The organism is Salinigranum marinum, assembly GCF_024228675.1.
Lineage (GTDB): Archaea > Halobacteriota > Halobacteria > Halobacteriales > Haloferacaceae > Salinigranum > Salinigranum marinum.
In genome coordinates, this window is sequence record NZ_CP100461.1 from 1,908,610 (window position 1) to 1,931,871 (window position 23,262).

Annotated in this window: 28 protein-coding genes; 12 read left to right on the plus strand and 16 right to left on the minus strand. The window is 70.3% G+C overall.

The features are described from left to right. Nucleotides 1-171 precede the first annotated feature (171 nt). Nucleotides 172-966: an NRDE family protein gene (locus NKJ07_RS09365; protein WP_318570319.1), complete on the plus strand. Its 795-nt coding sequence runs from the start codon at nucleotides 172-174 to the stop codon at nucleotides 964-966. A 25-nt stretch (nucleotides 967-991) separates the two neighbouring features. Beyond that, the gene (locus tag NKJ07_RS09370; RefSeq protein ID WP_318570320.1) at nucleotides 992-1,351 is read left to right on the plus strand and encodes a helix-turn-helix transcriptional regulator; all 360 of its coding nucleotides are present in this window, start codon (nucleotides 992-994) and stop codon (nucleotides 1,349-1,351) included. 343 nt (nucleotides 1,352-1,694) lie between these two features. Here the strand turns inward: NKJ07_RS09370 and psmA are convergent, their stop codons facing one another. The 10 genes from psmA to dapA form a co-directional block, all read right to left on the minus strand. Then, entirely contained in the window at nucleotides 1,695-2,468 is a 774-nt protein-coding gene (psmA, locus tag NKJ07_RS09375; RefSeq protein WP_318570321.1) for an archaeal proteasome endopeptidase complex subunit alpha, read from the minus strand. Nucleotides 2,469-2,477: 9 nt separating this feature from the next. Further along, nucleotides 2,478-2,957: an Rpp14/Pop5 family protein gene (locus NKJ07_RS09380; protein WP_318570322.1), complete on the minus strand. Its 480-nt coding sequence runs from the start codon at nucleotides 2,955-2,957 to the stop codon at nucleotides 2,478-2,480. Nucleotides 2,958-2,967: 10 nt separating this feature from the next. Next, nucleotides 2,968-3,585, minus strand: a complete 618-nt coding sequence (locus NKJ07_RS09385; protein ID WP_318570323.1) for a class I SAM-dependent methyltransferase — start codon at nucleotides 3,583-3,585, stop codon at nucleotides 2,968-2,970. Next, nucleotides 3,569-4,279, minus strand: coding sequence for an RNase P subunit p30 family protein (locus NKJ07_RS09390; protein WP_318570324.1), 711 nt, complete (start codon nucleotides 4,277-4,279; stop codon nucleotides 3,569-3,571). Before NKJ07_RS09390 ends, NKJ07_RS09385 begins: the two co-directional genes overlap by 17 nt. A 63-nt stretch (nucleotides 4,280-4,342) precedes the next feature. After that, nucleotides 4,343-5,455 (minus strand): M20 family metallopeptidase, encoded by a 1,113-nt coding sequence (locus NKJ07_RS09395; protein WP_318570325.1) that lies wholly within the window; start codon nucleotides 5,453-5,455, stop codon nucleotides 4,343-4,345. Continuing rightward, the gene (gene dapF, locus NKJ07_RS09400; RefSeq protein ID WP_318570326.1) at nucleotides 5,452-6,315 is read right to left on the minus strand and encodes a diaminopimelate epimerase; all 864 of its coding nucleotides are present in this window, start codon (nucleotides 6,313-6,315) and stop codon (nucleotides 5,452-5,454) included. Before dapF ends, NKJ07_RS09395 begins: the two co-directional genes overlap by 4 nt. Next, on the minus strand, nucleotides 6,312-7,598 hold the full coding sequence (gene lysA, locus NKJ07_RS09405; RefSeq protein WP_318570327.1) for a diaminopimelate decarboxylase: 1,287 nt from the start codon (nucleotides 7,596-7,598) through the stop codon (nucleotides 6,312-6,314). The genes dapF and lysA overlap by 4 nt, the downstream gene beginning before the upstream one ends. Further along, nucleotides 7,595-8,437 (minus strand): 2,3,4,5-tetrahydropyridine-2,6-dicarboxylate N-succinyltransferase, encoded by an 843-nt coding sequence (locus NKJ07_RS09410; protein WP_318570328.1) that lies wholly within the window; start codon nucleotides 8,435-8,437, stop codon nucleotides 7,595-7,597. The genes lysA and NKJ07_RS09410 overlap by 4 nt, the downstream gene beginning before the upstream one ends. 9 nt (nucleotides 8,438-8,446) lie before the next feature. Then, a complete protein-coding gene (gene dapB / locus NKJ07_RS09415; protein ID WP_318570433.1) occupies nucleotides 8,447-9,178 on the minus strand; it encodes a 4-hydroxy-tetrahydrodipicolinate reductase in 732 nt (243 codons plus the stop codon). A 41-nt stretch (nucleotides 9,179-9,219) separates the two neighbouring features. Further along, a complete protein-coding gene (gene dapA, locus NKJ07_RS09420; RefSeq protein ID WP_318570329.1) occupies nucleotides 9,220-10,134 on the minus strand; it encodes a 4-hydroxy-tetrahydrodipicolinate synthase in 915 nt (304 codons plus the stop codon). Between the two features lie 671 nt (nucleotides 10,135-10,805). On the opposite strand from dapA, the gene NKJ07_RS09425 reads away from it, so the two are divergent. Beyond that, nucleotides 10,806-11,303 (plus strand): LabA-like NYN domain-containing protein, encoded by a 498-nt coding sequence (locus NKJ07_RS09425; RefSeq protein ID WP_318570330.1) that lies wholly within the window; start codon nucleotides 10,806-10,808, stop codon nucleotides 11,301-11,303. Nucleotides 11,304-11,459: 156 nt separating this feature from the next. Here the strand turns inward: NKJ07_RS09425 and NKJ07_RS09430 are convergent, their stop codons facing one another. Further along, the gene (locus NKJ07_RS09430; RefSeq protein ID WP_318570331.1) at nucleotides 11,460-11,627 is read right to left on the minus strand and encodes a hypothetical protein; all 168 of its coding nucleotides are present in this window, start codon (nucleotides 11,625-11,627) and stop codon (nucleotides 11,460-11,462) included. Nucleotides 11,628-11,742: 115 nt separating this feature from the next. Here NKJ07_RS09430 and NKJ07_RS09435 point away from each other — a divergent pair, with 115 nt between their 5' ends. Together NKJ07_RS09435 and NKJ07_RS09440 are read left to right on the plus strand one after the other, a co-directional pair. Beyond that, nucleotides 11,743-12,237: a PUA domain-containing protein gene (locus tag NKJ07_RS09435; protein ID WP_318570332.1), complete on the plus strand. Its 495-nt coding sequence runs from the start codon at nucleotides 11,743-11,745 to the stop codon at nucleotides 12,235-12,237. An 88-nt stretch (nucleotides 12,238-12,325) separates the two neighbouring features. Continuing rightward, nucleotides 12,326-12,874 carry a PAS domain-containing protein gene (locus tag NKJ07_RS09440; protein WP_318570333.1) on the plus strand — a complete coding sequence of 183 codons (549 nt, stop codon included), beginning with the start codon at nucleotides 12,326-12,328 and terminating at the stop codon, nucleotides 12,872-12,874. Nucleotides 12,875-12,891: 17 nt separating this feature from the next. Here NKJ07_RS09440 and NKJ07_RS09445 read toward each other — a convergent pair whose 3' ends face one another. The 3 genes from NKJ07_RS09445 to srp19 form a co-directional block, all read right to left on the minus strand. Further along, complete coding sequence (locus NKJ07_RS09445) at nucleotides 12,892-13,962, minus strand: presenilin family intramembrane aspartyl protease PSH (RefSeq protein ID WP_318570334.1); 1,071 nt, start codon at nucleotides 13,960-13,962, stop codon at nucleotides 12,892-12,894. A 420-nt stretch (nucleotides 13,963-14,382) separates the two neighbouring features. After that, nucleotides 14,383-14,607 carry an H/ACA ribonucleoprotein complex subunit GAR1 gene (locus NKJ07_RS09450; RefSeq protein WP_318570335.1) on the minus strand — a complete coding sequence of 75 codons (225 nt, stop codon included), beginning with the start codon at nucleotides 14,605-14,607 and terminating at the stop codon, nucleotides 14,383-14,385. Between the two features lie 13 nt (nucleotides 14,608-14,620). Next, the gene (srp19, locus tag NKJ07_RS09455; protein WP_318570336.1) at nucleotides 14,621-14,899 is read right to left on the minus strand and encodes a signal recognition particle subunit SRP19; all 279 of its coding nucleotides are present in this window, start codon (nucleotides 14,897-14,899) and stop codon (nucleotides 14,621-14,623) included. A gap of 134 nt (nucleotides 14,900-15,033) precedes the next feature. Here srp19 and btuC point away from each other — a divergent pair, with 134 nt between their 5' ends. Both btuC and NKJ07_RS09465 read left to right on the plus strand, forming a co-directional pair. Continuing rightward, nucleotides 15,034-16,053: a vitamin B12 ABC transporter permease BtuC gene (gene btuC, locus NKJ07_RS09460; RefSeq protein WP_318570337.1), complete on the plus strand. Its 1,020-nt coding sequence runs from the start codon at nucleotides 15,034-15,036 to the stop codon at nucleotides 16,051-16,053. Continuing rightward, nucleotides 16,050-17,417 (plus strand): heme ABC transporter ATP-binding protein, encoded by a 1,368-nt coding sequence (locus tag NKJ07_RS09465; RefSeq protein ID WP_318570338.1) that lies wholly within the window; start codon nucleotides 16,050-16,052, stop codon nucleotides 17,415-17,417. Before btuC ends, NKJ07_RS09465 begins: the two co-directional genes overlap by 4 nt. Here the strand turns inward: NKJ07_RS09465 and NKJ07_RS09470 are convergent. Then, the gene (locus tag NKJ07_RS09470; RefSeq protein ID WP_318570339.1) at nucleotides 17,393-17,662 is read right to left on the minus strand and encodes a hypothetical protein; all 270 of its coding nucleotides are present in this window, start codon (nucleotides 17,660-17,662) and stop codon (nucleotides 17,393-17,395) included. The genes NKJ07_RS09465 and NKJ07_RS09470 overlap by 25 nt on opposite strands. A gap of 85 nt (nucleotides 17,663-17,747) precedes the next feature. Between NKJ07_RS09470 and NKJ07_RS09475 the strand changes: the two genes are divergently transcribed. The 3 genes from NKJ07_RS09475 to NKJ07_RS09485 all read left to right on the plus strand — a co-directional run bounded on the left by NKJ07_RS09475 (nucleotide 17,748) and on the right by NKJ07_RS09485 (nucleotide 21,510). Further along, the gene (locus NKJ07_RS09475) at nucleotides 17,748-18,905 is read left to right on the plus strand and encodes a tubulin/FtsZ family protein (protein WP_318570340.1); all 1,158 of its coding nucleotides are present in this window, start codon (nucleotides 17,748-17,750) and stop codon (nucleotides 18,903-18,905) included. 400 nt (nucleotides 18,906-19,305) lie between these two features. Beyond that, complete coding sequence (locus NKJ07_RS09480) at nucleotides 19,306-20,841, plus strand: APC family permease (RefSeq protein ID WP_318570341.1); 1,536 nt, start codon at nucleotides 19,306-19,308, stop codon at nucleotides 20,839-20,841. 15 nt (nucleotides 20,842-20,856) lie between these two features. After that, nucleotides 20,857-21,510: a potassium channel family protein gene (locus tag NKJ07_RS09485; protein WP_318570342.1), complete on the plus strand. Its 654-nt coding sequence runs from the start codon at nucleotides 20,857-20,859 to the stop codon at nucleotides 21,508-21,510. Nucleotides 21,511-21,527: 17 nt separating this feature from the next. On the opposite strand, the gene NKJ07_RS09490 is transcribed toward NKJ07_RS09485, so the two are convergent. Next, nucleotides 21,528-21,956 carry a universal stress protein gene (locus NKJ07_RS09490; protein WP_318570343.1) on the minus strand — a complete coding sequence of 143 codons (429 nt, stop codon included), beginning with the start codon at nucleotides 21,954-21,956 and terminating at the stop codon, nucleotides 21,528-21,530. A 109-nt stretch (nucleotides 21,957-22,065) separates the two neighbouring features. Between NKJ07_RS09490 and NKJ07_RS09495 the strand changes: the two genes are divergently transcribed. Both NKJ07_RS09495 and NKJ07_RS09500 read left to right on the plus strand, forming a co-directional pair. After that, nucleotides 22,066-22,506 carry a pyridoxamine 5'-phosphate oxidase family protein gene (locus tag NKJ07_RS09495; RefSeq protein ID WP_318570344.1) on the plus strand — a complete coding sequence of 147 codons (441 nt, stop codon included), beginning with the start codon at nucleotides 22,066-22,068 and terminating at the stop codon, nucleotides 22,504-22,506. A gap of 189 nt (nucleotides 22,507-22,695) precedes the next feature. Then, a complete protein-coding gene (locus tag NKJ07_RS09500; protein ID WP_318570345.1) occupies nucleotides 22,696-23,169 on the plus strand; it encodes an HTH domain-containing protein in 474 nt (157 codons plus the stop codon). The last annotated feature ends 93 nt before the right edge of the window (nucleotides 23,170-23,262 follow it).

A 23,262-nucleotide genomic window follows, 5' to 3' on the forward strand; every position in this document is an offset into this window, starting at 1 on the left:
CCATCGGTTCGCGGGACGTCCGTCGGCGCTCGCTACGTCACCGAGCCAGAGTGGCCGCCGTCTCCTACCTAAACTCTAGCGTCGAACGGGAACGAGAGCGGGGCGCCGTCGACGGTGGCCGTCGCGTCCGCCGAGCGGGGGGTTATTATCGTCGCCGCCGTAGACGCCCGCGTGTGCACACTCACTATCGCGTGGCAGTCGTTCGCCGACGCGCCCGTCGTCGTCGCCGCGAACCGTGACGAGGCGCTGGATCGACCCTCGGAGCCGCCCGCACGGGTCGGGGGCACCCCTGGCTTCGTCGCTCCGCGCGACGCCGAGGCCGGCGGGACGTGGATCGGGGTGAACGACGCCGGCGTCTTCGTCGGTATCACGAACCGGTGGGTCTCCGTCGCGGGTGGCGGCGAGCGCTCCCGGGGACTGCTCGTCCGCGACGCCCTCGGGGCGACCTCCGCCGAGGCGGCCGCCCGGATCGTCGAGAACGCCCTCCGCGAGCACCGCTACGACGGTTTCAACCTGGTCCTCGCCGACGAGAACGCCGCGGTGCTCGTCGAGTGGGACGGCAAGGCACGGGTGCGGAACCTCTCACCCGGCGTCCACGTCGTCGTCAACGTCGGGGCCGACGGGGAGTTCTTCGAGCCCGAACACCGCCCCGAGATGGGTCCCGAACAGGCCGACAGCGCCACTCGGGTTCAGGAGACGCTCTGGCCGGAGCCCGGTGAACGACCCGGGGAGTGGCTCGACCGCGCATCGGTCGTCCTCGCCGACCACGACTACGGCGTCTGCGTCCACAGCGACGGCCCCGACACGGCCGGGGAGTACGGCACTCGCTCCTCGTCGCTCGTGACGGTCCACGACGACGGCCGCGTCGACTACCAGTTCGCGCATGGACCGCCGTGTGAGACGTCCTACGAACCGGTCGCGGCGGCCGTCGGCGAGCGGGCCGACGCCGGCGAAGGTCAAGTTTAAACGGGTCGCGGAACGTCCTACGTGTATGAGCGCGGCCGAAGCCGAGGCGGACCTCTCCGACGACGAGCGCCAGGCACTCGAACTCATCCGCGAGGAGGGTGGGATCCACCAGAGCGACTTCTGGAAGGCGCTGGACATCTCCTCGCGGCAGGGGAGCCGGATCGCAGAGAAGCTCGAAGGGCTCGAACTCATCCAGCGCGAGGAGACCGTCTACCAGGGCCACAACACCTACTACCTCGAACCGCCCGTCCGCGACCTCCAGTTCTCGCTGCTGATGGCCGGGGATCTGCTCTCGCCGTTCATCGGGGAGGAGGAAGTCAACGCGAACAGCGACGCGTTCTCGCAGTGGCTGATGAATCTCGCGTACGAGGAGTACGACCTCTGAGACCCCGTGCCGGGACGCGTGGTCCTCGTCTCGGGGGGCGGTGGTGGCCGCATGGGACCGAACCGATGAGCCACGGGCCGACACTGCCTCCGGTGGGCGACCGAATCAGCTGACCGGAGGTACGACGCCGCTCGGCGGCTCGCCGCGCTGTCTTCCCCCGTTCGTCCGTTCGTCTACTCCGACAGCGACCGCGACACGGCTGGTCCCGTCGTCACTCGAGTCGACTCCGGAGTCGTGCCGGGCACCGGTCGGTAGACGGGCTTCGAGCGCCGAAAATGGATGGGCCCGGGGCGAAAGAGATGGCAGCCTGCCACGGCCGGAACCGGTGTGGTATCTGCGGGAGCTACTCGTCCGCGCCGTCGGATTCGTCGTCTTCGGCCTCCTCGTCGGGGAGGAGATCGAGCTCCGCGAGGTGGGTTTCGATGTGGTCGTTCGACAGCTGGACGAAAGTGGCGTCCTCGGCCGGTACCTTCGCCACGTCGACGCCCTCGGGCGCGAGCTCGTCGTCGTTCGTCGAGGCGATCGCCCGCAGCGCGAGTTCGACGCCCTGATCGAGCGAGAGATCGTCCGTGTACTGTTCTTCGAGGTACTCCTGGAGGTCGCCGCGGTTAGCGCCGATCGAGACGGCCTTCCACTCGTACGGCGTCCCGGAGGGATCCGTCTCGTACAGCCGTGGCGTGCCGCTCTCGACGCCCGCGATCAGCAGTGCGACGCCGAACGGGCGGGCCCCGCCGACCTGCGTGTACTGCTGGATATGGTCGGTGATCTCCTTGGTGAGCGTCTCGATGCCGATCGGCTCGCCGTAGCGGAGGTGGTTGATCTGCGCCTGCCGGCGCGCGAAGTCGATGAGCTGTCGGGCGTCGGCGACGTGGCCCGCCGAGGCGATGCCGACGTGGTCGTCCGCCTTGTGGATCTTCTCGACGCTCGTCGGCTCCATCAGTGGCGAGCGAGAGCGCTTGTCGGCCGCGAGGACGACGCCCTCCGGCGTCCGGACGCCGATGCTCGCCGTACCCCGCTTGACGGCCTCCCGGGCGTACTCGACCTGATAGAGGCGGCCATCAGGTGAGAAGATCGTGATTCCGCGGTCGTACGCCTGCTGTTGGGCTTGTCCCTGCATGATGTCGTATTACTCGAAATCGAGTTCAGTCGCACCCGAGAAGCCGCTCGGACCGGCCACGTCGACGACGGGGGGACGGGCGACGGCAGTCCGGACGTCCTCATCGACCACGACGGTTCTCTCCTCGAATCGTCCGGGGCCGTGATTTAAATACCTTTCCTCAGCGGAACGCACCGTTCCCGAGACGCCCCTGACACGCACCCCCAGAGGGTGGCCGTCGACCTCGTCGACGCACGCGAGCACGGCTCGGGCGACGCCCACCTCCGCTCGGCGGGCGCGAACCAGCGTCTCTCCCCGACCGCGGTCGAACCGAAACGAGAGCACGCGCAGGTCCGCGTCCGCGCTTTTCACGTCGCCCACGAGGTTCTGCGCCGCGTACCAGAGTTCGCGCTGGAACGCGCCCCGCGACAGCGAGGCGTCGGGCCACGACTCCAGTTCCACGGCCAGATACCGCCACCGCGGCCGGACGTGTTTCGGGAGGTGTTTCATCGCGCTCGTCTCACTCGTTCGTCTCGCCCGCGCGCTCGCCGACGAGCACGCCGACCTGGTCGTGGACCCGTTCGACGGCGGTCAGTGCGAAGCCACAGTCGGTGAAGATATCGGCGAGCGTACCGACCGTCGCGGGGTCGTCGACCTCGGGAGAATAAAATGGGTCGACGGGGTCCGGTTCGCCGAAGAACATGACATCGCCGAGAACCAGCCGTCGGGGGCCGAGGGCGGCGATCACCTCGATCGCCGCACGCTTCTCGTCGTCCGAGAGGTGGTGCAGCGCGAAGTTCGAGGTGACGACGTCGACCGGAGCCTCGAAGTCGGGGTCGCGGAACTCGCCGTAGCCGAACGCGACGTTGTCGACGCCTCCGTTGCGTGCCTTCTCGCGTGCGCGGTCGAGCATCCCCTCGCTGATGTCCCGGCCGACGACCCGCTTCGCGTCAGAAGCGAGCGCGAGCGCGATGGCTCCTGTTCCCGTCCCGAGGTCGAGGACGACGTCGTCGGGGGCGACGGCGGCGTGGTCGACGACGAGGTCACAGCAGGCGAGATACTCCGGCGAGGCGTCGTCGTCGTACGCGGCCGCGGCATCGGAAAAGCGCGCGGCGTGTTCCTCAATCGTCTTCTTCATACCGACCACGTTCGACCCCGCGCGCAATGAAAGAGTCGGAGCGCCGATGACGGTTCCGTGCCGCGAGTCGGCCCCACTCGCGGAGCCCCTCGGTGACCTGGTCGGCCGAAAAGCCCAGCGTCTCGCCGAGGGCGGCGAGTTCCCGCGGCGCTCGGAGCTGGAGGTGCGACCGCGGCGTCGCGCTGACGACGTACGGCGCGTCGTACGCGAAGACGAGTTCGCGGAGTTTGCGGAGCTTTCGCAACGACTGGACCCGGCGGCCGCCGTCGAGACGGAGCACGGGCCCGAAGTCGAACGCCAGCCGGACGCCGTTGTCGCGGGCGGCCTTCACGATGATGTGGTTCACGTCGCCACCATCGGAAAACGGCCGGGCGAGCACGTCGACGCGCTCCCGCTCGGCCGCGAACCGGTTCATGCGATCCGTCCCGCCGCGGACGAGGACGAGCGTCGACGACGGGCGATGCGCGCCGATCGCGCCGACCGCCGACTCGGGGTCCTCGGCGACGATCTCGACCGCGTCGACCACGTCGGTTCCGAAGCGCTCGCGGATCCGCTCGGAGTCGTCGGTTCCGAGCCCATCCTCCTCTCCCGTGGCTCGAACGACGACGCCGTCGTAGCCGTAGCGGGCGGCGGCGTGCGCGAGGCGCGCGGGCGTCGACGCGCCGTCGGGCGTGGCGTAGACGGCTTCGTACATGCGTCCGTCGAGACGGGCCGTGGGTATCGAGTTTACGCTTCGGGCGGCGGAGAACGCGAGACGCTACGGAACGAGCGAGTCGAGCGCCGCCGTGAGCGCCTCGGCGGCCCGCCGGACCTCCGGGACGGAGACGTACTCCCGCTCGGCGTGTGCCACGGCCCCCGTGTCGTCCGCGAGGACGCCGGGACCGAACACCACGGTCGGGGCGGGCGCGAAGTACGACGCCTCTGTCGCGGCGGTGAAGGGCCGGACCGCCCCCGAGCCACCCGCCTCGCGCGACGCGGCCGAGAGCGTCTCCACCAGTTCGTGCTCGGGGGCGGTCGCGAACGCCTCCAGGAACGGCGTCGGGCGCTCGGTCAGCGCGAACGAGACGCCGACCTCGTCGGCGACGGCGTCGCGGACGGCCGCCTCGAACGCCGAGCGGAACCCCTCGGCGGTCTCGGGCGGCACGCTCCGCCGGTCGACGACGAGCGAACAGTCGGCCGGAACCTGGTTCGTGGCCGCGCCGCCGTCGACGACCGTGGGCGTGAGCGTCGCCGGGCCGAGGTCGGGGTGGGGGTCGCGGTCGGCGTCGAACGCGCGGATCGCTCCCAACGCCGGTTCGAGGGCGGCGACGGCGTTCGTCCCGGAGTCGGGTTCGGCCGCGTGTGCCGCCACGCCGGTGAGCGAGAGCGTCCCCTGGAACCGGCCCTTGGCGGCGGTGCAGACGTCCAGCCCCGTGGGCTCGCCGACGACGTACAGATCGCCGTCGAGGGCGAGCGCGGCCGCGCCGGTCGACAGCGCCTCCTCGTCGGGCGTGACCGCGAGCGTCACGCGGGCGTCGCCGGGGTCGACGGCGAGAAACGCCGCGAGGAGCGCCGCGAGTGGGCCCTTCGCGTCGCACGACCCGCGCCCGCGGATCACGTCGCCGTCGCGCTCGAACCGGACGTGCGGCGGGACGGTGTCGATGTGGGTGTTGAGAACGACGTGCCGCGAGCAGTCCGCGGCGGCGGCCCCGCGCGAGGCGAGGGTGTTGCCGGCGTCGTCGACGGTCTCGGCGACACCGTGTGAGCCGAGCGTCTCCCTCAGGAAGGTGCGCATCGCCGTGACGTCCTCGTCGGTCGAGTCGATCGCGACGGCGCGTTCGAGGAACGCGATGGGGTCGAACGCGTCACTGGAAGCGGCCGAGCGCGTCACGGTTCGGGCGTCGAGACGACCTCGAGTTCGCCCGCGAACTCCCGGACGACGGGACCCCGGAGCGTCGCCTCCGCCCCGTCGGGAACCCGGATGTGGAGACTCCCACCGGGCGGCGACACGCGCACCTCCTCGTCGCCGACGAGGCCGAGTCGCTTGGCGGCGGCGACGACGGCGACCGCGCCGGTGCCGCACGAGCGGGTCTCGCCCTCGACACCTCGTTCGAAGGTCCGCTGGCGGAAACCGTCGTCCGCGCGCGAGGCGACGGTGACGTTCGCGCCGCGCGGGAAGACGTCGGCGTGTCTGATCGGCGGGGCGACGGCGTCGAGGTCGACTCCCTCGACCGAATCGACGAACGCGACGGCGTGGGGGACGCCCGTGTTCACCGCGGTGACGGTGAGTCCCTCGACCCGCTCTTCGACGAGCGGCTCCTCGCGGGAGAGCGGGACGTCCCGCGGGGCGAACGAGGGGATGCCCATCTCGACCATGACCTCGTCGCCGTCGAGGGTGGCCCGTCGCGTTCCCGCGGGGGTGTCGATCATGATCTCCTCCGCGCCGGTCCGCTCGCGGGCCCACGCCGCCGCGCAGCGCGCGCCGTTGCCGCACATCGCGGCGACGGAGCCGTCGGGCTGGACGAGCGTCATGACGACGCGGGGCGGATCGTAGCTCGACTCCAGCGCGAGAAAGAGGACGCCGTCGGCCCCGACGGTCTCGGAGTCGGCATCGGTTACGCCGCCGTCGCGGTCGCAGTAGGTCGTCGCGAACGCGGGTCGGTTCGGAACCGGATGGTCGGCGTCGACGACGATGAAATCGTTGCCGGTTCCGTGGTACTTCTCGAACGGAATGGTGCGTGTGAGGCTCATACGTCTAGCTCGGTCAGATCAGCAATCGTTTCGCGCCGGCGGGCGAGGCGTGGCTCCGGCTCGAGGACGACTTCCGCCGGTCGCGGCCGGGAGTTGTAGGTCGACGCCATTTCGTAGCCGTACGCGCCCGCGTTGCCCACCGCGAGGCGATCGCCCCGCGACGGGCGCGCGAGGGGTCGGTGCTCACACAGCACGTCGCTGGTCTCGCATATAGGCCCAGCGACGGTGACAGGGATTGCGCTCTCGTCCTCGTCCTCGGTCGAGAGGTTCCGGATCGCGTGGTACGCGTCGTACATCGCCGGTCGCAACAGCGTCGTCATGCCCGCGTCGATGCCGACGACCGTCTCGTACTCCTCGGCGTGTTTCACCGTGTTCACCGTCGCGAGGAGGACGCCCGCGTCCGCGACGACGTAGCGCCCGGGTTCGATCGCCAACTGGGCGTCGACGTCTCCCAGGGCCTCGCGGGTCGCCTCGGCGACCGCCGCCAGGTCGAGCGGGGGTTCGTCCTCGCGGTAGGGGACGCCGAAGCCGCCGCCGACGTCGACGAACTCAAGGTCGACGAACTCGCCGACCGCACGTGCGAGGTCGCCCATCCGCCGGACGACCTCCCGGTGTGCGGAGAGGTCATCGCCCGAGATGCCCGACCCGGCGTGGGCGTGGATCCCGACGACGTCGAAGTCGTCGCGGGCGTCGGCGACGACCGACTCGGCCTCGGAGTAGGGAACGCCGAACTTGGCGTGGCCCCCGGTGGTCACCTTCTCGTGGTGGCCCGCGCCGACGCCGGGGTTGACACGCACACACAGCCGACCGTCGAAGCCGCGGTCGCGGAGGCGGTCGACGGTGTCGCGCGCCCCGACGGTCACGGTGAGGTCGGGGGCGTCGCGCCACCGGTCGACGACGTGGTCGAGGTCCCCTCCGGGGGGGTTGACCGCGGTGTACTGCACCGCCGACCCGTGGGCACCGGCGGCGAAGGCGCGTTCGACCTCGCCGGCGGAGGCGCACTCGATGCCGAGCCCCGCCTCGCGGACCGTCTCCAGGACCGCCCGTCCGGCGTGGGCCTTCGCGGCGTACCGGACATCCGCGGCCGGAAACGCCTCGCGCAGGCGCTGGCAGTTCTCGCGAACCCGGCCGAGATCCATCACGTACAGCGGCGTGTCGTACTCGTCGGCGAGCCCTTCGAGTTCCGCCGCGTCCCACGCCGCCAGCCGGCGCACGGGCGGGTTCTCGGGGGCGACAGCCTCGTCGAAATCCGAACCTGCACCCGCACCCGCACCCTCGCTCATTCCCGCAGCGCCTCCTCCCGCCGCGTGGCGTCGCGGGTGTCGTCCTCGATGTCGAGGGCGACGACCGCCGGCTTGTACGCCCCGCCCGCGAAGAGGTCGTGGTCGCCGATCGACGACTCGACCATCCGGGTGAAGGCCCGACGCTCCGAGGGGAGGTGGCCGTAGATCACCTCCTCCTCGACGAGGTCGTACACGGGGATCCGGGGTGTGAGGAGCGTGTTCTCGCCGACGATGGTGTTCTCGCCGACTCTAAACCCGCTCGTGACGCGACAGCCCGCCCCGAGCGAGACGCCGTCTTCGAGCACGACGGGCGCGTCCTCGACGGGTTCGAGCACGCCGCCGATGAGCGTGTTCGCGCCGAGTTTGACGCCCTCGCCGATCTGTGCGCAGGAGCCGACGGTGTCACAGGAGTCGACGAGCGTGCCGTCGCCCACGTACGCGCCGACGTTGACGAACGACGGCGACATCATGATGCAGTCACTCCCCAAGAAGGCGCCGCGACGGATCGCCGTCCCGTCGGGGGTGTTCCGCGTCCCCTTCGCGGCGAGGTCGTCCGTCTCTCTCAGGGGTAAGACGTCGTGGTAGGTGACGTCGCCGTACTCGCGGGGGTGGGTCTCTCGGAGGCCGAAGTTCAGCAGGATGCCCCGCTTGACCCACGCGTTCGCCTCCCAGCTCTCGACCCCCGAGCCGGTCTTCTCGGCGGCGCGGACCTCGCCGGCTTCGAGCGCGTCGAGGAACGCGTCGAGCGTCTCGGCCTCGGCCGCAGTGGTCGACGCCGCGTCGACCTCGCCCGCGTCGTACCGCTCCCACAGCGTCTCGATCTCGGTCTGCAGTGTCATGTCTCCCAGTCACTCCTCATCGTTGATTACGGCTCCGAAGTCGTACCGGCCGGCGTCCCGCCCGGCGAGCCACGCGGCCGCGTCAAGCGCGCCGTCGGCGAAGACGCCGCGGTCGAGCGCCGTGTGCGACAGCGAGAGGTACTCGTGGTCGCCCCCGAGGAGCACCTCGTGCTCGCCGGGGATGCCGCCGGCGCGGCGGGCGTGGACGCCGATCTCCCCGTCCTCGCGCGGCTGGTGGCCCTCGCGGCCGTGGACGCGGGGGTGGTCGCCCCGTTCGGCGTCCAGATCGTCGAGGAGCGCGTTCGCCGTCCCCGAGGGGGCGTCGCGCTTGCCGTTGTGGTGTGTCTCGGTCAGTTCGACGTCGAAGTCGGGCAGCGCTCCGACCGCCTCGCGGACCGCCCGGCGGAGCGCGGCGATCCCCCGGGAGAAGTTCGACGCCTTCAGCACCGGGACGGTCTCGCTGGCCCGGTCGAGCGTCGCCTCCTGTTCGGCGTCGAAGCCCGTCGTCCCGACGACGGCGGCGACGCCGGCGTCCGCGCAGGCGGCGACGTACTCGGCGCTGGCGGCGGGGGCGGTGAAGTCGACGAGCACGTCGACCTCGCGCTCGACGAGCAGCCGAGGGAGGGTGTCGGCGTCGGCGACGGGAACCCCCTCGACCGCGTCTTCGGCGGAGCCGCTCACCGCGAGCGCGAGGTCGAGGTCGTCCCGCTCGCGCGCGAGCGCGATCAGTTCGCGACCCATCCGCCCGGTCGCTCCCGTCACCGCGACCTGTGGAGCCTCGCTCACTGGTCGGCCTCCGCGGCGACCCGTTCCTGTGCCAGCCCGTCGAGGATGCGCTCCAGTTCCGCGGCGTTCTCCTCGGACATCCGCGTCAGCGGCAGGCGGAGGTGCGCGGGGCTGTAGTCGCGGATCCCCATCGCCTCCTTCACCGGGATGGGGTTCGTCTCGACGAACAGCTGGCGGACGAGCGGGGCGAGGCGGTGGTGGATCTCGCGGGCCTGTCCGTAGTCGCCGTCGAGCGCGGCGTGGACCAGCTCGACCGTGCGCTCGGGTTCGACGTTCGCGACGACGCTGATCGTCCCGGCCCCGCCGACCGAGAGCACGGGGAGAGTGAGGCCGTCGTCACCCGACAGCACCTGGAACGACTCGTCGCGGGTCCGCTCGATCACCTCGGAGATCTGGTTCAGGTCGCCGCTGGCCGCCTTGTACCCCTGGATGTTGGGGTGTGAAGCGAGTTCGACGGCGGTGTCGGGGAGGATGTTACGCCCCGTCCGCGAGGGGACGTTGTAGACGATCTGCGGGAGGTCGACTGCGTCCGCGATCGTCCGGTAGTGTTCGACGAAGCCTGCGGGTTCGGGCTTGTTGTAGTACGGCGAGATCAAGAGGAGGGCGTCCGCGCCCGCGTCGGCCGAGCGCCGCGAGAGTTCGAGCGCCTCGCGGGTGTTGTTCGAGCCGGAGCCGGCGATGACCGGCACCTCGTCGCCAACCTCGCTCACGACGCACTCGACCACCTCGATGTGTTCGTCGTGTGTGAGCGTCGCGGACTCGCCGGTCGAGCCGACGGGGACGAGCCCGTCGACGCCGGCGTCGACGAGTCGTCGAGCGTCCGCGCGGAGGGTTTCGAAGTCGATGCTGTCGTCGTCGTGGAAGGGCGTGCACATCGCCGGGTACACGCCGCGGAATTCGTCGAGTGTCATCGGATGTGAGTGTAGTGTGTGGTGTCTCGTCTGTGGTCGAACGTGTCGCTCTCCGACTGTCGGAAACCGCCCGAAACGGGGTCGCCACTCCCGCCACGAGCGTCAGAAGACGCGTTTTTTCGGAACCGTCGGCGTCGACCCACGCGGCGCTCTCGACGGACGAGCACTGGTGGGCGCGGGTCGGGTCACACCTGAGTCCACGCACGGGTCCCCTGTTATAGCTTGCGGGACCCGTTCGGCGTTCGTATCGTTGCTCCGATACTTCGCCGGGAGCGTTCCGTCTCGTCGGAGCGCCGGGGCGAGGGAGAGCGAACTGACGACGACACCGGCGGAAGCACGGCCGCCAGGGCGATTTGACCCCGTCCTCCCCAGTCGATTCGGTCGTTTCGCTCCCGCGCGCCGGTCGCGGCGGTGTGTCGTGCGTGGCTCGTGATCGTGCGCACGCACGAGCGAGTCTGCCGGAGAGGTGTGGTCTCACTGTCCGGACGGTCGTCTCCGCACCACGCCCCCCGTGCGCATCTCGTGGGGACGGGTAGAGCGCCACTGGTTGCCGATGCGCCTCGTCGTCACCTGGCTTCCCGTGTCGACGCGCCGGGACATCCTCGCTGCCGGCTCCGTCCCCCCTCGTTCGGACCGATAACCGTTAGTCGGTGGACCATCGTCATCTGATAATGACCGAGATCCATCCGCACCAGCGGGTCGCCGTCCTCGTCGACGCCCAGAACCTCTATCACTCCGCTCATAGCCTCTACTCGCGGAACATCGACTACTCCGCCCTCCTGGAGAAAGGCGTCTCCGGTCGCGAACTGGTCCGCGCCATCGCCTACGTCATCCGCGCGGACTCGCCCGACGAGGAGCGCTTCTTCGAGGCGCTGGTCGACATCGGCTTCGAGACGAAGATCAAGGACATCAAGACGTTCGGCGACGGGTCGAAGAAGGCCGACTGGGACGTGGGGATGAGCCTCGACGCCGTCACGCTCGCCTCGCACGTCGACACGGTGGTGCTCTGTACCGGCGACGGCGACTTCTCGCGGCTCTGCTCGCACCTCCGCCACGAGGGCGTCCGCGTCGAGGTGATGGCGTTCGGCGAGTCGACCGCCGACGAACTCGTCGACGCGACGGACGCCTTCCTCGACCTCTCCGAACGACAGGAGACGTTCCTCCTGTAGCTCCCGAACGCGTCGGGTTGCACCGTCGGCCCTGCGGCAAAACAGTCGAAAGCGGGTCACGGCACCGTGCGCCTGAACGGTCTTGAGCGGCCCTACCTGCGCCTGAACGGCCGCCGAATGGTCGGTCCCCGTCAGTCCGCTGGCCCGTCTGCCCGTCTACGCGGCACCGCGCCCGATACTCGAGCGGGCGAGCGCGGCGGCGGCACCCACGACGGCGGCGACCGCGAGGACGAGCGGGACGCCCTGGGGCGCGCTGCTGGCGGCGAACAGGCCGCTACTCGTCAGCAGGAAACAGACGCCGACGAGCGCGAGTCTGAGGTTCATGTTCGTCACACGGTAATTCACCGGTATATTGGTTTCTCTCTCGCCCGACCGTGTGAGCAGTGGGCATGGCGACGGGATGAAAGAGGTTTTGTCCGCACCGCGGCGAGGGGTGCACATGAGCGACGCGGACGAGCGCGACCTCCGCCAGCTGCGGACGGTCGCCGACTACCAGTTCGGCGAGGGCGCGGGAGCCGCGCTGTTTCCCGCCGACGAGGACCTGCGGATCGAGCGCACGTCGAGCGGCCGGCCCAGCCAGGTCCACGCCGACGCCGGCCGCCTGGTCACGTACGCCGTCGACGGGCGGTGTACCCTCGGCCTCGAAGGGGGGCGCCGCCTGACGGCCGCCCTCGACGCGCCCGCGTACCGCGTCGTCGTCGGCGACGAGTCCGAGCCGTTCGTCCGCGACGGCAAGAACGCGTTCGCGAAGTTCGTCCGCGAGGTCGACCCCGTCGTTCGCCCCGGCGACGAGGTGGCCGTGGTCGACGAGGGAGGGGCACTGCTCGCGGTCGGTCGTGCGGAACTCTCCGCCGATGCGATGGGCGACTTCGGGACGGGAATGGCGGTGAAGGTTCGGGAGGGCAACCCCGTCGCCTCGTCCGACGCCGCGTAGCGCGCCACGCGGCCGAACGGACAGGACTCGCGCTCGAACAGACAGGACCTGAACGGGTATGTGTCCGCGGGCACCACGGGACGTACGGATGTCCCTCAGACGTGCGCTCACGGACCTGTTGCTCCTCGACGACCGGACGTTCCGAACGCGCCTGCCGGCGTTCCTCGACGAGAACGGTCTCGACGCCGAGCGACCGGACCGGGCGGTCGCGGACGGCTCCCCGGACGACGCGACCGCCGCGGTGGCCGGCCTCGACGATCCGACGCCGCTCGAACGGGAACTGGTGTGGCGGGTCCGCGTGCTCGACGACGTCCCGTTCGGGCTCACGCTCTCGGGGCCGGCGTACGAGGACAACCCCATCCGGTACGCCAACCGGACGTTCCGGCGACTGAGTGGCTACTCGATGGCGGAACTCCGCGGGGAGAACCCACGCCTGCTCCAAGGGCCGGAGACGGCGGCCGGTCCTGTCGCTGACCTCCGCGAGGCGCTCGACATCTGGGAGCCCGTCACCGTCACCCTCCGGAACTACCGGAAGGACGGCACCCCGTTCCGGAACCGCGTGTCGCTCGTCCCCCTCGAGGACGACACCGGGACGGTCACCAACTGGATCGGGATCCAGGAGGCGATCGACGACTGAAGCCGTCGCCACGCGCGTTAGAGGTACGACGCGAGGCCGAGCGCCTCGACCAGCGGGACGCCCGCGACGAGCGATCCGAGGAGGTAGCCGCCGACCGCGCCGCCGTTGAGGAGCGGGAGGCCGGCGTGGGCCCGCCCCTTCGTCACGGCCCACATCAGAATAAAAAAGCCGAGGAACGTGCCGATCATCGCCGTCAGAGCGGGGACGTTGAGCGCCGGGAGCGACGAGAGGCCGAACGAGGCGGCCGGCGAGAAGAAGGCGGCGCTGGCGACCATCACGGTCGGCATGACGGCGTCACCGAGGCCAATGAAGAAGGCGTCGCGGACGTCGTCTTCCTCGTTCTCGCCAGCCCCGTCGACCGCCGCAGGCGCGCTCCCGTCTGGGTCCGCCTCCGCGGTCGCATCCGTGGCCGTCGGCTCCCCGTCGGGCGTCTCCGGCGACCGGTCCCCGCCGTCGGCCGTCACCGTTTCGTCCTCGTCACCCTCGTGCACCTCGTTCGCGTCGGCGAACTCCGTGTCGAGAAGCGAGTACGAGAGGCTGGTCGGGATCACGAGCACGACGGGAACGCGGAGATCCATCACGCCCTCTGCGAGTTCGAGCATGTGTCGCGTCCCGTAGACGGAGATGGCGTCGTACACCGCGAGCACGAGCAGGAGGACGACGGCCGGGAGGACGCCGAAGCTGATCCCGAAGAGCGCGGCGGCTCCCGCGCCCATCAGCACGCCCGCAGTGTCGATGACGTACCACTCGGGGTACGCGAGGAGCGCGAGCGCGACGACGGCGGCGAGCACGACCGAGAGGAAACCGGGGACGAGCGCGCTGAAGACGTACCACGACAGGAGCCCCGAGGTGAAGATGACGAGCGCTCGGACGGCCCAGTCGAAGTCGTACTTGAACGCGGCGAGCATCACCGCCGTGGCGACGAGGATCGCGCCGATGTACAGGAGGCTGTTCGCCGGATCCGTCGGGTCCTCGACCTGCTGGTACCCCTCGGCGTAGAAGGTCGGAACGAGCGCAAGCGCCCCGAGTTGGACGAGGAGGAACAGCACGGCGGCGAACGCGATCCCGCCGTAGACGCGCGGTTTCATACTCCCGCGTTTCGGCGGCAGGGCTTTGGGGCTTTTCGTTCCGTCGTGTGCGAAAACGAAACCCCAGGGGCAGACCAGCGGAGAGACCGTTCGGCACGTGTGCGCACCGCGATCCGTGGAGCGGAGCGGTATCGGGAGACGAGAGAAACGGAGACGTATCAGCATTGGAAGACGAGAGGGTCCGAAACCCGACACGGTGGCCGGGCGCACGAGCGGCCTCACACGCCGAAGCACCTGCGGCGCTCCGAGCCGCCACTCGCTTCGGTCGTGAAGTCCTCCCTAACCGGGTGCTCCCGGACAGAGCCGCGAGCAGGACCACCGAAACAACGCCGTCGCTCCGGGCCTTCGATCGCTCCCACTGGTCGCTCTCGAAGACCTCGCGCGAGTCGCTCGCCATCGATGCACGTCAGAGAACACGGATCACCGCGCGTACAGCTTCGAGCCGACGAGCGACGCGGGCGTGACGCCGCTCGCGGGCGAGACGGCCACGTACGGTCGGTCGACTGGACCGAACACGTCGACGATTCGCCCCACGGTCGAAAGCGAGTCGTCGAGGACGGCCGTGCCGATCTCCGGTGGGTCGTCGTCGAGGCGAACGATCGCGACCCCCTGGGCGACCCGGGAGACGGTTCCGACGCGCTTCATTCTCCCCCCCGCATCAGTCGCGCAGGATATTGACGTACGCGGCGACAGCCTGGACGAGGTCGTTCTTCGAGGCGTCGTCGGCCCCCTGAACCAGGACGCGGCCGCGACGTTCGTACTCCCGGGAGTACGCCTTGTCCCGTTCGATGACCGCGTCGTAGCCGACCTGCTGGACCGCCTTCGCGAGTTCGTCGACGGTCGGCTCTTCGACCGCCTGGTCCAGTGCGACCCGGCGACCCTCCGACCGGGAGCGGGCGGCGTCGAAGTACGCGGGCCAGATGACGTTCTCGACCATACACCGAGGAGGGAGACGACGCCGTAATACGGTTGTGGTCCGGTCGCCTCCGGCAGCCATTCGGTCGAGTGCCGGGACGCTCCCCCCGAAGTACAACACGTATTTACGTACTGAAACTGCGGTTGTACTCACGGATGTCTCGGGACGTACGCGTCCGCGCCGTGGGCTGGTCGGCCGGCCTCGCGGCGGTCTGTGCGGTCGCGATGGTCGTCAGCGCCGGCATCGGCCCCGTTCGCCTCCCGCCGACGACGGTCGCGCAGGTCGTCCTCGACGCGCTCCCGGGGGTGGCGTTCGACGTCCCGCGGGAGGCGTCGATCATCGTCGGGCGGGTCAGGATGCCCCGAATCGCCCTCGCCGCCGTCGTCGGCTTCGCGCTCGCCACCGCGGGCGTCGTCATGCAGGGCTTCTTCCGAAATCCGATGGCCGATCCCTCCATCGTGGGCGTCTCGTCGGGAGCGGCGGTCGGTGCGGTCGCCTCGATCGCCCTGCCCGCCCTCCCGTTCGGGATCGGGCTCCAAGCCGCGGCGTTCGTCGGCGCGGTCGTCGCCGCCTTCGGGGTCTACCTCATCGCCACGGAGAACGGCCGGACGCCGGTCGCGACGCTTCTGCTCGCCGGCGTGGCCGTCCAGACGTTCCTCGGTGCCGTCGTCTCCTTTCTCCTCCTGCAGGCGGGCGAGAGCCTCGACCGCGCCGTCTTCTGGCTCATGGGCCACCTCCACGACGCCTCCTGGGGCGACGTCCAGGCCACGCTTTTCGTCCTCCCACCGACGTTCCTCCTGCTGTTGGTGTACACCCAGGACCTCAACGTGTTGTTGCTCGGCGAGGAGGACGCCCACTCGCTCGGCATCGAAGTCGAGCGGACGAAGCGCCTGCTGCTCGCGCTCGCCAGCCTCGTCACCGCGGCGGCGGTCGCGGTCTCGGGCGTCATCGGGTTCGTGGGGCTGGTCGTCCCGCACATGATGCGGCTCGTCGTGGGGCCCGACCACCGCGTCCTCCTGCCGGCGTCGGCGTTCGGCGGCGCGGCCTTTCTCGTCGTGACCGACACCGTCGCACGGTCGGGACCCGCCGAACTCCCGGTAGGGATCGTCACCGCTGCGGTCGGCGCGCCCTTCTTCATCTACTTGCTCCGCTCGCGGGAGGTCCGCCGGCTGTGATCGACGTGGCGGACCTCGTCGTCGATCTCGGCGACGAGCGGGTGCTCGACGGCGTCTCGACGACGGTCTCGAGAGGCGAGTTCGTCGGGCTCGTCGGCCCGAACGGCGCGGGCAAGACCACGCTGTTGCGGACGATCAACGGGGCGCTCACGCCCACGGCGGGACGCGTGCGCGTCGCCGGCGAGGACGTCCACGACCTCTCGTCGCGGGCGGCGAGCCGGCTCGTCGCGACCGTCCCGCAGACGACGTCGCTGTCGTTCGATTTTTCCGTTCGGGAGGCGATCGAGATGGGCCGAACGCCCCACCGCTCGCGCTTTTCGACGTGGCGACCCGACGATGCGACCGCCGTCGAGCGCGCGATGACGCGGACCGAGGTCGAAGAACTGGCCGACCGGGCCGTCACGGAGATCTCCGGAGGGGAGCGACAGCGGGTGCTCATCGCCCGCGCGCTCGCCCAGGAGACACCGCTCGTCCTCTTGGACGAGCCGACGGCGAGCCTCGACATCAACCACCAGGTCCGCACGCTCGAGTTGGTTCGTGCGCTCGTGGGCGAGGGGAAGACCGCCGTCGCGGCCATCCACGACCTGAACCTCGCGGCGCACTACTGCGACCGCCTCGTCCTCCTCGCCGAGCGGACGGTCGTCGCGGCGGGCACCCCGGAGCACGTGCTGACCGAGTCCCGGCTCCGCGACGCGTTCGGGGCCAACGCGGTCGTCTCCCGGCATCCCGTGACCGGATCGGTGTACGTCACCGCCCTGCCGGAACCGAGCGGGGACGCCGTGGGTCGGGTCCACGTCGTCGGGGGCGGCGGAAGCGCCGCGCGCGTCCTCTATCTCCTCTCGGCGGCGGGGTACACCGTGACCGTCGGCGCGCTCAACGAGGGCGACACCGACACCGAAACCGCCCGCCACCTCGGGTTCGATGTCGTCACGGTCCCCCCGTACGCGGGGATCGACGAGGCGACGCGGGAGACCGTCGCCGAGCGCGTGGCGGACGCCGACGTCGTCGTCGTCACCGACGTGGAGGTGGGCGACGGCAACCTCCCGAACCTCGCCGCCGCCGCCGCCGCGGACGAGATCGTCGTCGTCGAACAACGGCCGTTCGGGGAACGGAACTTCGCCGGGGATCGGGGGACGGAGGCGTACGACCGCCTCCGCCGGAACGGGACGGTCGTCGGACAGCGCGGCGTCCTCGGGGCGGTCGAGGCCGCCGTGAGCGACGGCGCGAGGGCGGCGACGGACCGGACGGGCGACGGGACGGGAGCCGACGAGACGCCGGCGGACGATCGACCGGCGACCGGCCGGGACGACCCGTTCTCGTCCCCGCCGCCGTCGTCCCGTTACTCGTCGTCGAGCGAGTCATAGAGACGGTCGCCGACGAGGGTGCCGACGACCCCCGGCAACACGAGAAACGAGACGGCGAGGACGGTCACGAGCCCGAACCAGCGCGAGACCGGATCGGTCGGCGGCCACAGGAGGGGGAGCGCCTCGACGACGACGTCTCGGAAGACGACAACCGAGAGGCCGGCGGCGACCGCCGAACAGCCGAGACGGACGGCGAGTCGCTCGCGCGAGGGGCCGGGATTGGGTGTCGGAAACGTGTCTGTCACGTCCGCCCGTACGGACTGGGACATATAAACCCACCACCGCTGTGTTCAATAGCTCCCGACTCATAATATACGCGACATTATTCGCATGAAACTCGCACTCATCGGCGTCGGCCAGGCCGGCGGCAAGGTGGTAGACGCGCTCGTCCGGTACGACGCCGAGACACGGAGCGGCTTCATCGGCGCCGCGGTCGCGGTGAACACCGCCCGCGCGGACCTGCTCGGGCTCGAACAGATCCCACCAGCGAAACGCGTGCTCGTGGGACAGGCCCGGGTGAAGGGCCACGGCGTCGGTGCGGACAACGAACTCGGCGCGGAGGTGATGTCCGAGGACGTCGGCGAGGTGCTGGCCGCCCTCGACGCGGTCCACTCCCACGAGGTCGACGCCTTTCTGGTGGTGGCGGGCCTCGGCGGCGGCACCGGCTCCGGCGGCGCGCCAGTGATCGCCCGCGGGCTCAAACGGCTTCACACGGAGCCAGTGTACGGCCTCGCGCTCCTCCCCGGGAGCGACGAGGGGGGGATCTACACGCTCAACGCCGCGCGGTCGTTCCAGACGTTCGTCCGCGAGGTGGACAACCTGCTCGTCTTCGACAACGATGCCTGGCGGCGGAGCGGCGAGTCGCTCGAGACCGGGTACGCCGAGAGCAACGCGGAACTCGCCCGACGGCTCGGCGTGCTCTTCTCCGCGGGCGAACCCGGGCGGGAGGTCGCCGAGAGCGTCGTCGACGCGAGCGAGATCATCAACACGCTCGCGTCGGGCGGCGTCTCGACGATCGGCTACGCGGCCGCGCCGGTCGAGCGCTCGGCGTCCGGGCTGTTCTCGCGCTTCCGGGCCGCCCCGACGACCACCGACGACGGCGGGGCGACGAACCGCGTGTCGAGTCTGGTCCGACGCGCGACCCTCGGTCGGCTCACGCTCCCCTGCGAGGTTCGGGGGACCGAACGCGCGTTGCTCGTGGTGAGCGGGCCGCCGGCGGCGCTGTCGCGGCGAGGGATCGAACGCGGGCGCACGTGGCTCGAAGACGAGACCGGGACGATGGAGGTCCGCGGCGGTGACTACCCGACCGACTCGAGCTACGTCGCCGCGGTCGTCCTGCTCTCGGGCGTGACCTCGGTCCCGCGGATCAAGGAACTGCAGGCGGTCGCCATCGAGGCCCAGCGCGACTTCCACGAGCGCGACGCGGCGAGCCCCGAGCGCCTCGCGGCCCTCCTCAACACCGACGACGAACTCGACGTGCTGTTCTGAGCGCCAACGTCGGCGACCGACCCGGTCGGAACGCTCGATTCTCGGGGGAGTCGACCCCGGAGTCCGTGACGGGACAAACCGGTGGACGGCTCGCGTTCGGTCCGCGCTCGGCGGCGGCACGTCGCTGGGGACGGGAGATGGACCGGGCCATATCACTCTGATAGGTATCAATCAGTAGGGTTGTTCCCACAAAGAGGGAATCAAGCCGAGATTCAAAAGTAGCCCGAGTGAGATACTGCTCTCGTATGGGGGCACGCCGCCGTGCCAGACGACCGAGTCGAGGCGTACTGAACCGAGAAACCGGGCGACGGCCCGGAGCGGTGACGACGAGTGACGACCGGGAGGCGTCGCGTCGCTGCTCCGAGCGATCGACCGGGGAGACCCGCGTCGGGACGGGAACATGAGCAGCCACGGCGAACGCGCCCCCGAGGCGGAACTCGGGCTTCTCGACGCCACGATGATCGGCATGGGCGCGATGATCGGCGCGGGCATCTTCGTCCTCACGGGGCTCGCCGCGGAGATCGCGGGGCCGGGGGCCATCTTCGTCTTCGCGCTCAACGGCGTCGTCACCGCCTTCACCGGGCTGTCGTACGCCGAGCTCGCCTCCGCGATCCCCAAGTCCGGCGGCGGCTACGCCTTCGTCCGCGAGGTGTTCGCGGATCTACAGTCGTTCCTGATGGGGTGGATGCTCTGGTTCGCGTACATGATCGCCGGCGCGCTGTACGCGCTCGGCTTCGCGCCCAACTTCCTCGAACTGCTCCACGTCTACGGGATCGTCCCGCCGCCGGATCAGGTGGGTGCGATCGCCCTGCCCGTGATCGACGCCGGAATCCCCGCCGGGGTCGGATTGGCGTTCGTGGCCGTGGCACTCTTCGTCGCACTCAACGCGGTCTCGACCGCGGCGAGCGGGAGTATCGAGACGATCTTCACGGCGACGAAGGTGACCATCCTGATGATCTTCGTCGGCTTCGGCGTCGCCTCGCCGATGTTCTCCTCCGCGGAGTTCCAGCCCCTCTTCCCGGGAGACCGGACGGCTTTCGCCGTCCTGCCGGCGATGGGGCTGACGTTCATCGCCTTCGAGGGGTACGACCTCATTACCACCGTGACCGAGGAGGTGAAGAACCCCCGCGAGAACATCCCCAAGGCCATCTTCGTCAGCCTCGCGGTGACCGTCGTCGTCTACCTGCTCGTCGTCACCGTCGCCATCGGCACGCTCGGCGCGAGCGGGCTGGCCGCGGCGGGCGAGGCCGGCATCGCCCAGGCCGCGACGGAGTTCATGCCGACCGGGCTTCCGGTGATCAAGAACGGCGGCGCGGTGATCGTCTTCGGGGCGGTGTTCTCGACGCTCACCGCGCTCAACGCCGTGGTCATCGCCTCCTCGCGGGTCGCGTTCTCGATGGGCCGGGAGGGCCAGCTCCTGCCGGGGTTCGGCCAGCTCCACCACCGCTTCGGGACGCCGTTCGTCGCCATCGTCACGAGCGCCATCGTCATGCTCGGCTCCGTCGTTCTGCCGACGCAGAGCGCCGGCAACATGTCCAGTCTCTTCTTCCTGCTGTCCTTTATCGTCGTGAACGGCGCGGTGATCAAACTCCGCCGCGAGCGCCCGGACATGACGCGTCCGTACGAGATGCCGCTGTACCCGCTGCCGCCGCTGCTCGGCATCGTGTTGAACCTCGTGCTGACGGTCGTCCTGATCGAGTTCCTGATCCGGACCGATCCGCTCGCGCTCGTCCTCAGCGTTAGCTGGATCGTGCTCGGGGTGGTGACGTACGTCGGGCTCAACCGGTTCAAGACGGCGCGGGGGGTCGGCGCGGGGACGGACGAGATCGGAGAGCCGGACGAGTTGGAGACGACCGACGTGGACGCCGCGTTCGAGGAGGAAAGCGAGGGCGGTGCGGGCACCGATGCAGGACTAGCCGCGGACGAGGACGACTGACAACGACACCAGACCATGACCACAAAACTCGACATCATCATCGCGGGCGGCGGCCGTGTCGGCTTCCAGACAGCGGAGATGCTCGACGACCTCGGACACGACGTCAGGATCGTCGAGCGCGACGGGGAGCGGTGCGAGCAGATCGCGGACGCGTACTTCGCGACGGTGATCGAGGGGGACGCGGCGAACCCCGACATCCTCGAACAGGCGGCCGTCGACCGCGCCGACGCGGTCGCCGCCCTGACCGGCGAGACGGGCCTAAACCTCGCGGTCTGCATGGCGGCCGAACGGCTATCGCCGGAGATCCGGAGCGTCTGCCGCATCGACCGCGCCGCCGGCGAGTCGTACACCCGGTTCGTCGACGCGGTGCTCTTCCCCGAGCGCGCCGGTGCGCGCGTCGCCGTCAACGAGATCATCGGCGGCGACGTCCAGACGCTGGCCGACGTGACCGGGACGCTCGACATCATGCAGATCCGCGTCGTCGAGGGAGCCCCGGCCGCCAACAAGACGCTACAGGAGATCCGGTTCCCCTCGGGGACGCTCGTCATCTCCGACGACGACGGCGAACGCATCGCCCGGCCCGACACGACGCTGGACCCCGGGCGGCGCTACATCGTCGCCGTCGAACCCGACGTCGCCGGCGAGGTGATGAACCTGCTGCGAGGCTGAGTGCGCTGCGGGGTGAGTCACACAGGCGGGACGACGAGGACCGGTACCGTCGACGTCCGGACGACTCGCGCGGCGACGCTTCCGAGGAGCGCCCGCGAGAGCCCCGCCCGCCCGTGGGTGCCGACGACCACTACGTCGGCGGCGGTCTCGTCGGCGTACGCACAGATCTCCCGGTGGGGGACGCCGACGCGAACAGTGCTGACGACGTCGACGCCGGCCTCCCTGGCCCGTTCGGCGGCGTCGTCGACGGCCGTCTCCGCCGCGTCCCGGAGCAGTTCGTCGACGGCGTCGATGTCGGCGTCCGTGAACGGGTCGAGGTCGCCGACGTCGACGACCGAGAGGACGTGTAACGTCGCCCCCGTCTCGATCGCGAGCGTCACCGCACGGTCGAACGCGCGGCTCGCGGGCGTGCTCCCGTCGGTGGCGAGGAGGACGGCGTCGTACACATCGAATGTCAACGCTTCTACCATCCTAACCGTTGTGGCCGGACCGGTCGGCGGACCATGGCGAGCGGTTAATCCGTCGGGGTCCGTACGATGACGGACGGGGACCACGATGGAACACATCGAGTACGTGTACACGGTCGGGATGCCGGAATCGGACGTCGAACGACATCTGCGCGAGGCCGAGACCGGGGTGTTGTCGCTCGCCGACGGGAGTCGCGCGTACGCGGTCCCGGTGCACTGTCACTACCAGGCGGGGAGCGTCCTGTTCCGGCTGAGCGACGACGACGACAGCGAGAAACTCGCGTTCCTCGACGCCACGACCGAGGCGTGTTTCGTTGTGTACGGGGCGACGAACGGCGAGTCGTGGAGCGTCGTCGTCCGCGGCTCCATCGGTCCCATCGGGGACCCGGAGCGGTACGACGCCGCGGCGATCAACGAACGGTTCGGCCCCGTGCGGATCTTCGACGAGGACGTCGGCGACACCGCGATCGAACTGTTCGAACTGCGCGCGACCTCGGTGACCGGCCGGGAGACACCCCGGTTCGGCTGACGGGAGCACGAGCGCCACGGGCTGTCGGGGGCGGGACCCTCGTGTACGCGACGCCGCGTCGTCCTCCGCCAGCGCACGTGCGCCGGCGCACGCGACGTCAACGTCCGCGGGCGCGACTGATTCCCGTGCGACGAGAAGCGCCCCACGTCTCTTTTCGCTCGGCCGACGTATCGGAGAGTGGTGAGTACGATGCCCACGACCACGCGCCCCCGAGTCGAACTGTGGATTCGCACGCTCCCCGCCGGCGAGGGCGAAGAGCACGACGAACTCCGGCGACGGTTGGCGTGGCTCGACCGCCGCGGCGTGATCGAGTCGGTCCGAGTCAGGACGTGGCCCCACGAGGTCGCACTGGACGGCCCCACGACGCCGCGCGACCGGGCCATCGCGAACCGGGTCCGCGCGTTCCGCCAGTGGGCGGCGGAGCAGGGCGTCACGCTCCCGGCGTTCGGCGACCGCACGACCGCCGGCGTCGGACGGATGGGGCCCGAGTACACGGCGCTGACGCTCCCCCAGACCGCGCTGGCGGTGACGCGCGAGGGCGTGCTCCAGTGGGTCGCTCCCTGCGTCGAGGACGGCCGGGAGCGGACGCCGATGGAGTGGGTCGGCGCCGCGACCGAGGGCGACGCGCCGGGCTGTGACGTGGGGCCGCGACTCGTCGCCTGAGTCGCGCGTGCACGGGCCACCGGTCCACCACGTCGGCTTTCTCACCAGTTCTCTGTCGACTCTTGACCGGCTCTTCGCCAGGCTCTCGTCGGT